Raw genomic sequence first — 14,368 nt, 5'->3', positions numbered from 1 at the left:
GCACGACGGCGCAGCTCAGGCGGGTAGGAAGAGGGACGTGCCATGACTCGAATCCTTACACGAAATCGAGCCTCTACCGAACCCGGGGCGGTTCACATCACACCAAGCGATTGGTCGAAGTACGTCGGTGCAGCGGAGGCGGCCGGAGGCAGCTACAACCGCATCATGCCCTTCCTGCTCCGGTCGGTACCGATGCTGGACGACGAGTCCGCAGCGCTGCCGGACGTGGACGGGTCCGCTTTGGCCCACGCCTACGCGTGGGCTACCCGGGGCCGTGAGATTCACCTGAGCCGAGACGCTCAGCCGCTGTGGCGCACGATCCGCCGCTATGCCCGGATCATCTCCGAGACCCTGCCCACCGCACAGGCTGTGTTCATTGAGCGGACCGCCGAGCAAACCTTGCGGGTCGCTGCCTGCCTGGCAGCGTCCGAACAGTCCGAGGTGATCGACCACGCGTGCCTGTTCGCCGCCTTCTCCCTGGTGCGCTACAGCGTCCACTCCGCCGTGAACGTCACCGCAGGGGCAGACGCACCGAAGGTGGCGCGCAAGGTGCCGACGCTGGCGGAGAAGGTCCGGGCCCGGATCGCCATGCACGGCGGGCGGGCAACCGCCTCACAGATCCTCCCGTACGTGAACGCCACCGCTGCCGAGGTGAAGGCACTGCCCGGGATCACTGTCACGCTCGACCGTTCCAAGGTCGGCCGCCCCGCCACGGTCTACACCCTGGCAACCGCTGACAGTTCCGACCGGTCCGCTCAGCAATTCGGCCGGCCTCAAGCCGAGCCTGAGAGGAACGCCCCCGCTGCTGCGGTCGTCCGCCTGGACACCTACCGGCCCCGGACCACAACTGTCAGCATCACGCCGGAACCGGCCGCACGTCCCGCCCGGGTACGCGAGCACATCGCTCCGGCGGTGAACCCGCTGCTTGCTCTGATCTGACTCACGAACTAAAGAAAGCCCCTGCCATCGGCAGGGGCTTCTTCGTTAGGTAGCTGAAGACTCCGTGGGCCACCATTCATGCCTCATGTCACGAGGGAGAGCACCCACCGCTGAGCCGCTTCCGTGAGCTTGGATCGTTGGGGCAACGGGTCCTCTGCGGTGCGGCTCGACCAGAACGCGTGGATGGTCCGGGCGAAGATGGCCAGTCGCTCCGGGTCGGCATCACGGTAGGCCGGAATGTGCCGAGCCACATAGTCGGCCTGCTCCGGCGAGTGCCCGGCAGCGATCAGCCGAGGCACCAGCAGGGCGGCGTCCGTCCACTCCGGTCCCGGGCAGGACAGCGCCCAGTCGAGCAGCCGGATGCCGGAGCCAGTCACCAGAAGGTTGAACTCTCCGGCATCGGTGTGAGCCAGAGTCCGGCCATCAAGGGCACCCTCACCGCCAAGCGGCACGAACCGGGCCAGCCGGTCACTGAGCGGCTTCTTACTGATCTCGATCGGCCACGGGTGTCCGGACACTACAGTCAGGGCGTAGACCAGCGGGCGAAGATCCTGGGAGCCGGTGGCAAAGCTGGGGTGCCTGCCCGCGAGTGCGCCGTACCCGTAGAGAGACCAACCGCCACCCTCGGCCTGCCAGAGCAGCGGCGGAGCCAGCGGAGCGACAGCCGTAACTCGCGCTTCGTGCCGGTGGACCCATGCGGTAGGGCTGTCGGTCGGGGTGGCCTTCACGAACACCGAACCGTGCCGGGTGTCCAGCATGCTGGCGAAGGCGGACATGACGCCGGTCTCCGCACTCCGAGCGCTGAGCACCTGGCCCGTGTGATGCTCCACTGCCTCCCTTGCCTCGGTTGGGAGTTGCACCCATTCGGTTCTCTGCGACAACACCGCTGATCCTTTGTCTGAACGGGGTGAGCCGGAGCCCCGTCGGGGGCTCCGGCCGTCTTGCTAGGTCAGCCCTTGTGGCCCGTGAACGGGCTGTCGGAGCAGTTGGCGTGGCACTGGGAGCAGTTGGCCAACTCGATCTCCGGCCAGAAGTCCGGTTCGAGCAGGAACCCCAACTCCGCGATGGCGTCGATGGCGCGGGCCCGCAGCACCTTTCCGCCTCCGTGCTCCTCCGGGTCCAGGTAGCCCGGCTTGTGGTGCACCATCTTGCCGAAGCTGGCCGTGCACCAGTCCATGTATGCCTCGGTGTTGAGCACGAACGCGTGCCAGTAGTCGTCCACCTCCGGCGACGGGCTCAGCGGCCGGCCACTGGTGGCGCAGGCGGTCAGGAACGCCGCCATCTGACCGACCCCCAGTTCCGCGCGCTTCTCGTCCACTTCCGGGTGCTGGGCCCGGATGGTCGTGGTGATCAGCGCGCGAACCTCCGGGGCGATGAGGTTTCGCGGGTCCGTACCCGCCGACACAGACGTGACGGTTTCGCTCATGGTGCTTACCTCCGTGCGTCGAAGTGAGTGAGCTGCTAGCTGGTGCTCCGGGTGGTCCAGGGGAACCGCTTGGACGGCTCATGGATGATCTCGACCAGGTGGGACTGGCCGCCCATGGTGAATGTCAAGGCAAGGGCTCCGCTCTGGGCCAATTGCTCACGAACCCGCTCGGTTGAGCCTTCGCCGATCAGGTAGGACCGGTACGCGTCCGCCTGCACGACACCCAGCGGGAGAGCCCTGAGCGCGTCCCACAAGGCGGCCAGGGCGTCACTCAGGTGCGTGAAGTTGGCACGCTCGGTCACGTCCTCAATGGACACGATGAAGCCCTGGCTGACGACGGCTGTCCTGCTCAACATCTGTGTCACGAGCCCGTCTCCCGGTTCCCTCGGTTGGTCAGGACACAGGTGTACCGGCGCGGGACATGCCATTGCGACGACAGACGAGGCGTCAGATGGGCGTCATTGGAAGGCGTCAAACCGGTGTCATTGCAGCGAAGTTGGGTCTACCGTCTAAGGCATGACTACCGCCGAGGGTGTGCCCAATGACGTGCTTCGGTCTGTCCGTATCGGGCTGCGACTCAGCCAAGATGACCTTGCCCGCGAGCTTCGCCGGGCAGGTGACGAGACCGGACAACCTAACGACGCCAGCAAGCGACTGGTCCAGCGATGGGAAGCCGGTGTCAGCCGGTCGCCCCGACCGGCGTACGCCCGTGTTCTGGAGAAAGTCACTGGGCTTCCAGTGGAAGCGCTGGGGTTCGTCCTGCCTGTGCCGGTCGCACGGGTTCGAGACGACGGTGCGGGTGGCCATGACCTGGAGTCCGAGCCAATCGCTACGGCCGCCGCTGATACAGGCCCGGCCGCAGCTAGCGCTGCCGTCTCCGGAGTCGACCACTCCGGGGTGTGGCTCTCCCGATACGAGTACTACAGCTCCAGCCGGGAGAACACGTTTACGGCCTGCCACTACGTCGTACTGATCCAGCATGGAAACCGGCTGACAGGTCGATCGCTTCCTGGAGCTTCCACCAACCCGGACTCGCCGCTGACCCTGGACCTCACCCTTGACCGACACACCGCCACGGGCACGTGGACGGAGCAGACGGCTGCTGATGGCTACTACCAGGGCGCGAGGTATCACGGTGCGATCCAGCTTCTGATCGAGCCGACCGGGCGCCGGATGGCTGGGAAGTGGGTCGGCTTCGGCCAGGACTTCGACGTGAACACGGGGCCTTGGGAGCTGGTGTTGAAGGAGGCCAGCACCTCGCGGGCGGCTGTGGAGCGGTACAGCCGAATCCCTGAGTGACCTTGTGCTCCGAATGCGGAGAGTGATCGTCGCCACCTGCCGTACCCCCGGGCACCGGTAGGTCTGAGAGCGGGCCCGAGCACGCAGAAGCCCCGGCAGCCAGAGGGACTGCCGGGGCAACAGCGAGGCAACAGGATGGTTCGCAGCGGGCCGGAATCGGCCTGAGCGGTCGGAAACCCTAGAGTTTCTACCTGCGGGTTTGGTCAGTGATGACCGGTCATGTTAGGCGCACCGTGCGAATGATGACGATGTGCACGGGACTACCTCACCCGGTCCGTTGGGATCATGACCTGCGCAGACACCGCTCATCATCCTTCCGCCCCCGACTCCGGGGGGAGAGTTCGCCGACTCCTCGGCACCGTGTGACGCGGGGTGTTCCGGATGGTTCCCGCGCATTCATCATCCGACACGCTAGCCCCTCCACCGAACACAGTCCCGACGAAGGGGCCACCAGAGGGCGTCGATCGGAAGGCGACCCCCTACGATTCCTTAACGTGCCTATGCCTGCTGACCTACCGAAACGCATTCTGATCGGCCGCGCGCTGCGCAGCGACAAGCTCGGGGAGACTCTGCTCCCCAAGCGGATCGCCCTGCCGGTGTTCGCCTCCGACGCCCTCTCCTCCGTGGCGTACGCCCCCGAGGAGATCCTGCTCACCCTGTCGGTGGCGGGTGTCTCGGCGATCCACTTCTCCTGGCAGATCGGCATCGTGGTCGCCGTCGTGATGCTCGCGGTGGTGGCCTCGTACCGGCAGAACGTGCACGCGTACCCGAGCGGCGGCGGCGACTACGAGGTCGCCACCGTCAACCACGGGCCGAACTCCGGCCTGGTGGTGGCCGCCGCTCTGATGGTCGACTACGTGCTCACCGTCGCCGTGTCCACCACCTCGGGGGTGGCCAACGTGGTCTCCGCGGTGCCGTCGCTGCGCGGGCACGAGATGGGGATCTCGATCACCCTGGTGGTCGTGCTGATGGGGATCAACCTGCGCGGGGTCCGGGAGTCCGGCAGTGCCTTCGCGATCCCGACCTATGCCTTCATGTTCGGCATCATGGGCATGCTCGGGTACGGGCTGGTCCGGCACTTCCTGTTCGACTCCGAGATGCCCGCCGAGAGCGCCGGCTTCCACCTGGAGGCGCTGCCCGGCGACTCCAACCTGGCCGGGTTCGCGCTGGTCTTCCTGCTGCTGAAGGCGTTCTCCTCGGGCTGTGCCGCACTGACCGGCGTCGAGGCGATCAGCAACGGCGTGCCCGCGTTCCGCAAGCCGAAGAGCAAGAACGCCGCGACCACGCTGCTGATGATGGCGGTCTTCGCGGTCGTGATGTTCATGGGCATCATCTACCTGGCCCGGCTGACCGGTGCCCAGATGGCGGAGGAGCCGAGCCAGCTGGTCGGCGCCCCGGCGGACTACCACCAGAAGACCGCGCTGGCGCAGATCAGCGAGGCGGTGTTCTCCAACTTCACCCCGGGCTTCTACTTCATCGCCGCCGTCACCGGGCTGATCCTGGTGCTGGCCGCGAACACCGCCTTCAACGGCTTCCCGGTGCTCGGCTCGATCCTGGCGCAGGACCGCTACCTGCCCCGGCAGCTGCACACCCGCGGTGACCGGCTGGCCTTCTCCAACGGCATCATCCTGCTGGCGGGCGCGGCGATCCTGTTCATCGTGGCGTTCAACGCCGACCCGACCCGGCTGATCCAGCTGTACATCGTCGGCGTCTTCGTCTCCTTCAACATGAGCCAGTCCGGCATGATCCGGCACTGGACCAGGCTGCTGCGGAGCGAGCAGGACCCGAAGAAGCGCTCGCACATGCAGCGCAGCCGGGCGATCAACGCCTTCGGTCTGGTGATGACCATGGCGGTGCTGATCGTGGTGCTGGCCACCAAGATCGGCCACGCCTGGATCGCGATCGCCGCCATGGTGGTGCTGTTCGTGATGATGAAGGCGATCCGGCGGCACTACGACCGGGTCTCCCGCGAGCTGGTCGCCGCCGAGGAGCCGGACGACGTGGTGCTGCCCACCCGGGTGCACGCCATCGTGCTGGTCTCCAAGCTGCACAAGCCGGCCCTCCGCGCGCTGGCGTACGCCCGGCTGACCCGGGCGCACACCCTGGAGGCGGTCACCGTCAACGTGGACCCCAACGACACCGAGGCGCTCCGCCGGGAGTGGGACGAACGCGGCATCGAGGTGCCGCTCAAGGTGCTCGACTCGCCGTTCCGCGAGGTCACCGGGCCGGTGCTGGAGTACGTGAAGAACCTGCGCCGCAGCAGCCCGCGCGACGTGGTCGCGGTCTACATCCCCGAGTACGTGGTCGGGCACTGGTACGAGCACCTGCTGCACAACCAGAGCGCGCTGCGGCTGAAGGGCCGTCTGCTGTTCAAGCCCGGAGTGATGGTGACCTCCGTACCCTGGCAGTTGGAGTCCTCGGAACGGCGCAAGCCGCAGAAGGCCTGGTCCGCTCCCGGCGCCGTCCGGCGCGGTGAGCCCCGGCCGCAGCGCGTAGAGTCGAGGACTTCCGCATCCGCCAGTACCGCCAGCAACCCCAGCAAGGACGCCGACTCGTGACCCCCAACAACCCGCCCCGTTCCTCCGGCTCCGGCCGTACCGGCAAGGGCAAGGGCAAGTCCGGCTCCGGCAGCAAGCCGGGTCAGGTCGCCCGGCCCCGCTGGGGCGCCCGGCCGGTCCGCCCGGAGGCGACCGACCGTGACGGCTTCACGGCGCAGACCGCGCCGCTCGCGCCGGGGGAGCCCGAGGCGCGCCCGGAGTCCAAGCGCGCGGCCGGCGCTGCGGCGGCCAATGCCGCGAAGAAGCAGACCGTGCGCCCCCCGAAGGCCGCCCGCACCGCCACGCCGGTGGCCCGGGCCGCCCGTCCGCTGAAGACCGACCGGTCCACCAAGGCGTCCACCCCCCGGGTGCCCGCCGGTGACCCGCTGGTCGGCGAGCGCTACGAGGTCGAGGTCGGCGCGGTCGCGCACGGCGGCGGCCACTGCGTGGCCCGGCACGAGGGGCGGGTGCTGTTCGTCCGGCACGCGCTGCCCGGCGAGAAGGTGATCGCCCAGGTCACCGAGGGCACCACCAAGTCCCGCTTCCTGCGCGCCGACGCGGTGGAGATCCTGGAGCCCGCCAAGGACCGGATCGCCGCCCCCTGCCCGTTCTCCGGCCCCGGCAAGTGCGGCGGCTGCGACTGGCAGCACGTCACCCCCGGCGGCCAGCGCAAGCTCAAGGTCGCGGTGCTCACCGAGCAGCTCGCCAAGCTGGCCGGCCTGACCCCGGCCGAGGCCGGCTGGGACGGCAGCGTCGAGCCGGTCGGCGGCAAGCTCCCGCCCGGCGAGGTGCCGGCCTGGCGCACCCGGATCCAGTACGCGGTGGATCCGGCGACCGGCAAGGTCGGCCTGCGCCGGCACCGCTCGCACGAGCTGGAGCCGGTCGACCGCTGCCTGATCGCCGCCGAGGGCATCACCGAGCTCGGCGTCGAGGCCCGCAGCTGGCCCGGCGTCAACTCGATCGACGTGATCGCCGCGGCCGGTTCCTCCGACCGCCAGGTGATCCTCACCCCGGCCCCGGGCGCCCAGCTCCCGCTGGTCGAGCTCGACAAGCCGGTCTCGATCGCCCGGGTCGACGAGCAGGACCTGATCCACAAGGTGCACGGTCGCTCCTTCGTCCGTGAGCGGGCGGCCGGCCGCACCTGGCGGGTCTCCAACGGCGGCTTCTGGCAGATCCACCCGGAGGCCCCCGAGACCCTGGTCGGCGCCGTCCTGGACGGCCTCGACCCGCAGTGGGGCGAGAGCGCCCTCGACCTCTACTGCGGCGTGGGCCTGTTCGCCGGCGCGCTGGCCGACCGGGTCGGCGAGGACGGTGCCGTCCTCGGCATCGAGTCCAGCAAGCAGGCCGTCGTCGACGCCCGCCACAACCTGGCCACCCTCGACAACGTCCGGATCGAGAACGACCGGGTGGAGACCCTGCTGCCGCGCACCGGCATCACCTCCACCGACCTGATCGTCCTCGACCCGCCCCGCGCGGGCGCCGGCCGCGAGACCGTCGCCCACCTGGCCGGCCTCTCCGCCCGCCGGATCGCCTACGTCGCCTGCGACCCCGCCGCCCTCGCCCGCGACCTCGCCTTCTTCCGCGAGGGCGGCTACCGGCCGGTCTCGCTGCGCGCGTTCGACCTCTTCCCGATGACCCACCACTTCGAGTGCGTGGCCATCCTGGAGCCGATCGCCGAGCAGGCGGTCTGACGGGCCGTCACTGATGGGCGCCGGGGCCTCCGCCCCGGCGCCCATCAGTCGTTTCCCCGGCTTCCCAGCCGAGGTCGCGTTCAGCGCCCAGGGCCTGTCGTCGAACTCCCGTCGTCGCCCGAAGGGCGGGCCTGCGGTGTCTGGTGCGTGCTCTGGGCGTGCCGGGCGGGAGCCCTCGTACTGGGTCGTACCTGGGCTTTCGGCCGGTGCGGCGGGAGTGGGTGCCAGGCGTCGTGGGGCAGGCGGGAGTTTGACGACAGGCCCTAGCCCATCCAGGTCCGGCGGGGGGTGCTTCGGCGTTGCCGACCGGGGTCGGGGCCGGACCACGCCCTAGCCTGCGGGGATGGGCTTCGATCCGCCGTCAGCCGTGCCGCCGTCCGTGCGGACCACCGCTCTGCGCCTTGGTGCCGCCTGTGCCGGGGCGGCGCCCGCCGTGGTGCTGCGGCTGGCGGGGGTGCACCCGGAGCCGGTGGTGGGAATGGCGGTGTTCGGGCTGGGGGTGCTGTCGGCGGCGCTGTTGCTGATGTGGGCGGCGGAGACGGCGCGGGCGGACATCGCGGGGCCGTTGGCGCTCGCGCTGCTGGCGTTCATCGCGGTGCTGCCGGAGTACGCGGTGGACCTGTGGTTCGCGTACACGGCGGGCAGCAGGCCGGAGTACGCGGCGTACGCCGCCGCCAACATGACCGGCGCGAACCGGCTGCTGGTGGGCGTGGGGTGGCCGCTGGTGGCGCTCGCCGCGTACTTCGCGGCGCGCCGGGCCGGCGTGCGCCCCGGGGTGGCGTTGCGGGAGCACCGGCGGATCGACGTGGCGTTCCTCGGGGTGGCGGCCGTGCTCGCGTTCGTGATGCCGCTGACCAGGGAGATCTCCTGGGCGCTGGCGGTGGTGCTGATCGCCTGGTACGCCTACTACCTGTTCCGGATCGGGCGGTGCAGCGAGACCGACGAGGAGGAGCTGATCGGGGTACCGGCCCGGCTGGCCGAACTGCCCACCGCGCGGCGGCGGACGACGACGGTGCTGGTGTTCGCGGTGGCCGCGGCGGTGGTGTTCGCCTGTGCCGAGCCGTTCGCCACCTCGCTGGTGGACGCGGGGTCCTCGCTCGGGATCGACCGGTTCCTGTTGGTGCAGTGGCTGGCCCCGCTGGCGTCCGAGGCGCCGGAGCTGATCGTGGCGGTGGTGTTCGCCTGGCGGCTGCGCGGCGACGACGGGCTCGGCGCGCTGCTCTCCAGCAAGGTCAACCAGTGGACGCTGCTGATCGCCTGCCTGCCGCTGGCCTACGCCGCAGGTGGCGGCAGCTGGTCGCTGCCGCTGGTGGAGCGTCAGGTGGACGAGGTGATGCTGACGGCGGCGCAGACCGTGCTCGCGGTCGTGCTGCTGCTGGACCTGGGCTTCCTGCCGTGGAAGGCGGGGCTGCTGTTCGGGCTGTTCGTGGTCCAGTTCGTCCTGCCCGGCGAGAACGCCCGCCTGCTGCTCGGATACGTCTACCTGGTGCTCGCGCTCGCCCTGCTCACCCGGCACTGGCGTGAACTCGCCCCGACCGCAAGGGCGTTGGGCGGCCGGGTCGAGGGCGACCCGCACTGATCCCGCACTGATCCCGCCGCTGGTCCCGCACCGGTCCCGCACCGGTCCCCGGCGGGTCCGTCGCACTCGGCGGTCCGCCGGGGTGCCAACCGGGCCGCGCGCGGGTAAGGGAGTGCGGAGGCCGGAATGCGCCCTTGTTGTGCTAGCACATCAGCGCTAGCGTGAAGCATGGCCAAAAAGCAGCTGAACGTCAGGGTGGATGCCACGACCGCCGAGATCGCCCGGGAGCGGGCCGAGCAGCAGGGGATCAGCATGAACCAGTACATCGAACGGCTCGTGCAGCAGGACATGGGTGAGGCAGGTCGACTGTTCGTCGACACCGCCGCGCAGTTCATGAAGGAGTACGAGACCGCCTTCCTCGCCGAGTTCGAGCGCGGATCCGAGCTGCAGGACGTGCGCCGTTGAAACTTGAGGTAGACCTGTCCTGGCTGCTCATGACAGCCGAGCAGTACACCCCGGGCGACCCGCAGGTGACCGACTACGGATCGCTGCTCGCCTCGGTTGCCCGGCACCAGGCCGAGATCTTCGACATCGCCGTCTACCCCGAGCCGCAGGACCGCGCCGCGGCCCTGATGCACCAACTGATCCGCGTCCCCGCGCTGGAGCGGACCAACGAGCTGTTCGCCACCGCCGTGGCGTACTCCTACCTGGTGGCCAGCGGCTGCACCGTCGCCACCACCGCCCGTGAGGTGCGCAGCCTGGCCCGGGCCATCCGGGAGGGCAAGCTCGGCGTCAGCGGAGTCGCCGAGCGGCTGGCCGGCTGGATCGTCGACGACCCCGAGGACGAGGAGGTCAGCGGCGAGGACGACGGCGAAGAGGGCGAAGCTGATTGAGTAGCCTGGTGGTCCACCCCCACACCGGCGAGGACCACCCACGTTGTTGCAGGACATCGAGCGCTACCTGGCCTGCCCGCACTGTGCCCGGCCGCTGACCCTGGACGGCCGGACCCTGCGCTGTGCGGCGGGCCACAGCTTCGACCAGGCCAAGCAGGGCTACGTCAGCCTGCTCGCCGGTGACGCGCACACCGGCACCGGTGACACGGCCGGGATGGTCGCCGCCCGGGGGGACTTCCTGGCCGCCGGCCACTACCTTCCGATCGCCGACGCCCTGACCGACGCGGCGGCGGCCGGGCCCGACGACGCGACGACGGGCCTGACCGCCGACCTCGGCGCCGGTACCGGCTACTACCTGGCGCACGTGCTGGACCGGACGGGCGGAGCGGGCGCCGCGCTGGACATCTCCAAGTTCGCCCTCCGGCGCGCGGCCAGGGCACACGCCCGGATCGGCGCGCTGGTCTGCGACGCCTGGCGTCCGCTGCCGCTGCTGGACGGCTCCGCCGATCTGCTGCTCAACGTCTTCGCGCCGCGCAACGGCCCCGAGATCCGTCGGGTGCTCCGCCCCGGTGGCCGGATGCTGCTGGTCTCCCCGACCTCCCGTCACCTCCGGGAGCTGGTGGACGCGTTGGGGCTGCTCTCGGTCGACGAGGACAAGGAGCGCCGGACGGACCAGAAGCTCAGCCCCTGGCTGACCCGGACCGACCGGACCGAGGTCGAGTTCCGGCTGCGGCTCTCGCACGCCGAGGCGACCGAGGTGGTCGCGATGGGCCCGAACGCCTGGCACACCGACCCGGCCCGGCTGGCCGCCGCGCTCGCCGAGCTGCCCGACCCGGTCGAGGTGACCGGTTCGGTGCACCTCACCACCTACCGCTGAGCAGCCCGTCCACCCCCGTCGGACCCGACCCGGAGCCGGGCGTCTGCACCAGACCGGACCGGGACGCGGAAACCGGGCCGAGTCGTGGGACTCACGCGGACTCGTTGGGATGAAGATGCGGCGCAGGCACGTTTCGGCACTTCCGACGGCGGCTAACGTCCCCCGAGTGACCAGCGAAGTCGTCCGTCCCGCCGCCGTCCGCCCCGTGCTCCGCCCCACCGTGGAGGAGCTGCGCCTGACCTCCTTCAAGTCCTACCGGCGGACCACCCTGCCGCTCTCCCCGCTGACCGTGCTGCACGGCCCCTCGGGCGTCGGCAAGTCGAACGCGCTGGACGCCCTGGCCACCCTCTCCCGGCTCTCCCTCGGCGAGCCGATCGGCCCCTCGCTGGACGGGCTGGGCGGCAGTTCGGGCCCGCTCGCGCTGCCGATCCGGGGCGGCATGCTCGGCTGCGTCCCGCACGGCCGGAACGCGATCATCCTCGGCTGCACCGTCCGCTCCGCCGCCGGGCCGATCCGGCTCGAACTGGTGGTCCGCACCGACGGCCCGGTCCGGGTCGCCCGGGAGTGGCTGACCTGCGCGGGGCAGACCCTGGTGGAGACCGGGGAGCAGGACGTCGCGCACGGCCGGGTCAACGTCACCTGGCACAACGACACCCGGCAGGGCGACATCCGGGCGCCGTTCCCCAACGACAGCCTGATCACCGCTCAGATCCCGCTCCGGGTGGCGGGCTCCTCGAACGGCGAGCGCCAGGTGCTGGCCGCCGCCGAGCAGCTGCTCACCGCCCTGCGCGAGGTCTTCCCGCTGCACCCGGTGCCCGCGCTGATGCGGGACTGGGCGGAGCCCGAGACGGACGCCAGGCTGCTCGCCTCGGCCGCCAACATCTCGCCCGTGCTGGCCCGGGTGAAGCAGCAGTGCACCCGCCGGTACGGCCGGCTGCTCAAGGCCGTCCAGCAGGCGGCCCCGCACCCGCTGCTCGGCCTGGACGTGGCCCGGCGCGGGCCGGAGGCCCGCGAGCAGCTGCTCGCGGTTTTCGACGAGGGTGTGCTCGGTCGGACGGGGGCGGACCAGGCCTCGGACGGCATGCTGCGGCTGCTGGCCTTCGCCACCGTGCTGCTCACCGGCGCGGGGGTGCTGGACGTCGATCCGGCGGTCGAGGTCCCGGCGGCGCACCGTCAGCTCACCGTGCTGGCCGAGGACCTGGCGGCCGGTCTCGGCGGGGAGCAGGTCTCGGCGCTGCTCCGGCTGGCCAGGGAGGTGTGCCTGAAGGAGGACATCCGGCTGCTGGGCGCGGTGCAGGATGCCGCCCCGGCCCGCGAACCTGGCCTCGGCGTCGAACTGGTCGAGTGCCGGCGTGACCCGGCCAGCGGGCACAGCGTGTTGCGGCCCGAGTCGGCCCGGGTGCCCTTGCAGGGAGCCCGGGGCGGCGAGGATGGGGTAGACCTGTAGGCGTGACCGACAAGAGCATCGACGAACTCCAGCAGCGGCTGACCGACTTCGCGGCGGCCCGGGGCTGGGAGCCCTTCCACACACCGAAGAACCTGGCGGCCGCGCTCAGCGTCGAGGCGGGCGAACTGCTGGAGATCTTCCAGTGGCTGACTCCCGAACAGGCGGCCACGGTGATGGCCGACCCGGATCAGGCGCACCGGGTCCGGGACGAGGTGGCCGACGTGCTGGCGTACCTGCTCCAGTTCTGCACGGCGGTCGGGGTGGACCCGGCGGCCGCGTTGGCCGCCAAGATCGAACGCAACGAGATCCGCTTCCCGCTCTGAGCCTGTCCCTCGTGTGGGTGACGGCAGTTGTCCACAGGGGGTGGGTTGTCCACAGCTCCCGCCTGTTCCGCCCGTACCGCCCGGGCCCGCCGCAGTCTTGCCGCGTGACGCACCGTCGGCGACGACGGCGCGACGGTCGTACGCGAGCGAGGGGAGCGGCGAGGCATGGACGCGCTGCGATTGATCAAGACGGCCCGGCACGCCCTGGCGGAGGCCCGGAGCGTGCCGGACGCACTGGTGGAGGCCTGGCAGGCGGGTCTGCTCACCGAGGCCGTCGGGGCCGGGATCGCCGAGCGGGAGAGCGGGGAGCTGGCCGCCCTCGGGCAGCTGCTCTGCGACGCGGGCGCGCACGCGGTCAGCTGTCTGGAGGAGCCCGGCCCGGCCGAGAGTCCGCAGGAGACGGCGGAGGCGGAGTGGCACCGGTCCGACTGGGGCGGCATCGGCCGCGCCTCCCGGCTGGACGAGCTCGGCGAGCTGGAGCCGGTGCTGACCGAGCTCGGCCTGCTGCTGCACGACATGGCCGAGGCCCTGGTGGTGCTGGCCTGCGGGGCGGACGGGGAGAGCCTGTACTGGCGCTGCATCGACGGCGTGGACGCGGGCTCGGAGTGCAAGGACGTGGTGGTCGAGCTGCTCCGGACGCTCCGTCGGGAGGCGGCCGAGGTGGCCGAGATGGCTGAGGCGGCCGAGGCGGCGTCCGCCGGTCAGGCCGGTGCTACGGAGCCGGAGGCCGCGCCAGGAGCGGGCCGGTCGGCGGCGGCCGGTGCCGGACCGGCGGAGAGCCAGGGGGTGCCGACCTTGGTCGTACCGCTGGGGCCGCCGGCCTCGGTGCGGGGCGGTCAGCCCCGGCCGGCGGATTCGGTGGAGCGGCCGTCCGCGTCGCGCTGCTCGCCGGTGCGTCCGGCCGAGGACTGCAGATCGGCGTCCAGCCCCGCAAGGTTGGCGTTCAGGTCGGCGAGCATGCGCTGCATCTGCTCCAGCAGAGTGCCGGGGGAGGCCGGCGGGGCGGGCGCGTCCTGCTGCGGTGTAACGGGTGCCTCGGACCAGGGCTCGGACATGAGCGGACCCCTCCAGCTCGGTAGTGCGGTGTGAACCGACGGGCGTCGGTGGCGGAGCCGCCGCTCGGGCAAGCGGCCCCGGCGGTCCAACGACCTCGGCTGACACCCGGTCACCACAGACCACTCGTAGCGGTCCAACACCCGCCCTCGGTCAGCCTCAGGGGTGATCCCGGTTTGCGGCGCGCCCGACCACTGGGCTAGACGGCCCGGCCGACGCGAGCCGACCGCCTGGGCTGTCGCACCAGGACCGGCGGGCTGGCCGGACATGCAGGAGGCGCGGGCCCCGGCCGCCCGGCCCCGCGCCTCCGTAGCCCTACCGGCGGAGTTCTGCCGGTTCGGCTGTCAGTCGTTCACCCACCACT

Annotated in this window: 14 protein-coding genes; 11 read left to right on the top strand and 3 right to left on the bottom strand. The window is 71.0% G+C overall.

Annotated features, from left to right (window positions below):
- Window positions 1–165: 165 nt before the first annotated feature.
- Complete coding sequence (locus ACIRPK_RS06280) at window positions 166–939, top strand: hypothetical protein (protein ID WP_403033723.1); 774 nt, start codon at window positions 166–168, stop codon at window positions 937–939.
- An 83-nt stretch (window positions 940–1,022) separates the two neighbouring features.
- On the opposite strand, the gene ACIRPK_RS06275 is transcribed toward ACIRPK_RS06280, so the two are convergent.
- The 3 genes from ACIRPK_RS06275 to ACIRPK_RS06265 all read right to left on the bottom strand — a co-directional run bounded on the left by ACIRPK_RS06275 (window position 1,023) and on the right by ACIRPK_RS06265 (window position 2,730).
- Window positions 1,023–1,715 carry a phosphotransferase gene (locus ACIRPK_RS06275; protein WP_403033720.1) on the bottom strand — a complete coding sequence of 231 codons (693 nt, stop codon included), beginning with the start codon at window positions 1,713–1,715 and terminating at the stop codon, window positions 1,023–1,025.
- A 173-nt stretch (window positions 1,716–1,888) separates the two neighbouring features.
- Complete coding sequence (locus ACIRPK_RS06270; RefSeq protein ID WP_403033718.1) at window positions 1,889–2,365, bottom strand: glycine-rich domain-containing protein; 477 nt, start codon at window positions 2,363–2,365, stop codon at window positions 1,889–1,891.
- 35 nt (window positions 2,366–2,400) lie between these two features.
- On the bottom strand, window positions 2,401–2,730 hold the full coding sequence (locus ACIRPK_RS06265; protein WP_403033715.1) for a hypothetical protein: 330 nt from the start codon (window positions 2,728–2,730) through the stop codon (window positions 2,401–2,403).
- 151 nt (window positions 2,731–2,881) lie between these two features.
- Between ACIRPK_RS06265 and ACIRPK_RS06260 the strand changes: the two genes are divergently transcribed.
- From ACIRPK_RS06260 to ACIRPK_RS06215, 10 genes are all read left to right on the top strand, one after another.
- Complete coding sequence (locus tag ACIRPK_RS06260) at window positions 2,882–3,664, top strand: helix-turn-helix domain-containing protein (protein WP_403033713.1); 783 nt, start codon at window positions 2,882–2,884, stop codon at window positions 3,662–3,664.
- A gap of 500 nt (window positions 3,665–4,164) precedes the next feature.
- The gene (locus ACIRPK_RS06255) at window positions 4,165–6,222 is read left to right on the top strand and encodes an APC family permease (RefSeq protein ID WP_403033710.1); all 2,058 of its coding nucleotides are present in this window, start codon (window positions 4,165–4,167) and stop codon (window positions 6,220–6,222) included.
- A 308-nt stretch (window positions 6,223–6,530) separates the two neighbouring features.
- Window positions 6,531–7,892 (top strand): class I SAM-dependent RNA methyltransferase, encoded by a 1,362-nt coding sequence (locus tag ACIRPK_RS06250; protein WP_403033759.1) that lies wholly within the window; start codon window positions 6,531–6,533, stop codon window positions 7,890–7,892.
- 343 nt (window positions 7,893–8,235) lie between these two features.
- On the top strand, window positions 8,236–9,471 hold the full coding sequence (locus ACIRPK_RS06245) for a hypothetical protein (RefSeq protein WP_403033708.1): 1,236 nt from the start codon (window positions 8,236–8,238) through the stop codon (window positions 9,469–9,471).
- A gap of 168 nt (window positions 9,472–9,639) precedes the next feature.
- Window positions 9,640–9,876 (top strand): toxin-antitoxin system HicB family antitoxin, encoded by a 237-nt coding sequence (locus ACIRPK_RS06240; protein WP_403033705.1) that lies wholly within the window; start codon window positions 9,640–9,642, stop codon window positions 9,874–9,876.
- The gene (locus ACIRPK_RS06235) at window positions 9,873–10,304 is read left to right on the top strand and encodes a fic family toxin-antitoxin system, toxin component (RefSeq protein ID WP_184919427.1); all 432 of its coding nucleotides are present in this window, start codon (window positions 9,873–9,875) and stop codon (window positions 10,302–10,304) included. Before ACIRPK_RS06240 ends, ACIRPK_RS06235 begins: the two co-directional genes overlap by 4 nt.
- Window positions 10,305–10,347: 43 nt before the next feature.
- Window positions 10,348–11,181: a putative RNA methyltransferase gene (locus ACIRPK_RS06230; protein WP_403033702.1), complete on the top strand. Its 834-nt coding sequence runs from the start codon at window positions 10,348–10,350 to the stop codon at window positions 11,179–11,181.
- A 166-nt stretch (window positions 11,182–11,347) separates the two neighbouring features.
- Window positions 11,348–12,628 carry an AAA family ATPase gene (locus ACIRPK_RS06225; RefSeq protein WP_403033699.1) on the top strand — a complete coding sequence of 427 codons (1,281 nt, stop codon included), beginning with the start codon at window positions 11,348–11,350 and terminating at the stop codon, window positions 12,626–12,628.
- 2 nt (window positions 12,629–12,630) lie between these two features.
- Window positions 12,631–12,951, top strand: a complete 321-nt coding sequence (locus tag ACIRPK_RS06220; protein WP_403033696.1) for a nucleotide pyrophosphohydrolase — start codon at window positions 12,631–12,633, stop codon at window positions 12,949–12,951.
- Between the two features lie 165 nt (window positions 12,952–13,116).
- Window positions 13,117–14,040: a DUF6099 family protein gene (locus ACIRPK_RS06215; protein WP_403033694.1), complete on the top strand. Its 924-nt coding sequence runs from the start codon at window positions 13,117–13,119 to the stop codon at window positions 14,038–14,040.
- The last annotated feature ends 328 nt before the right edge of the window (window positions 14,041–14,368 follow it).

This window comes from Kitasatospora sp. NPDC101801, assembly GCF_044766665.1.
GTDB lineage: Bacteria > Actinomycetota > Actinomycetes > Streptomycetales > Streptomycetaceae > Kitasatospora.
The sequence above is the reverse complement of the archived record's forward strand: the minus strand, read 5'-3'. Positions and strand labels throughout refer to the sequence as shown.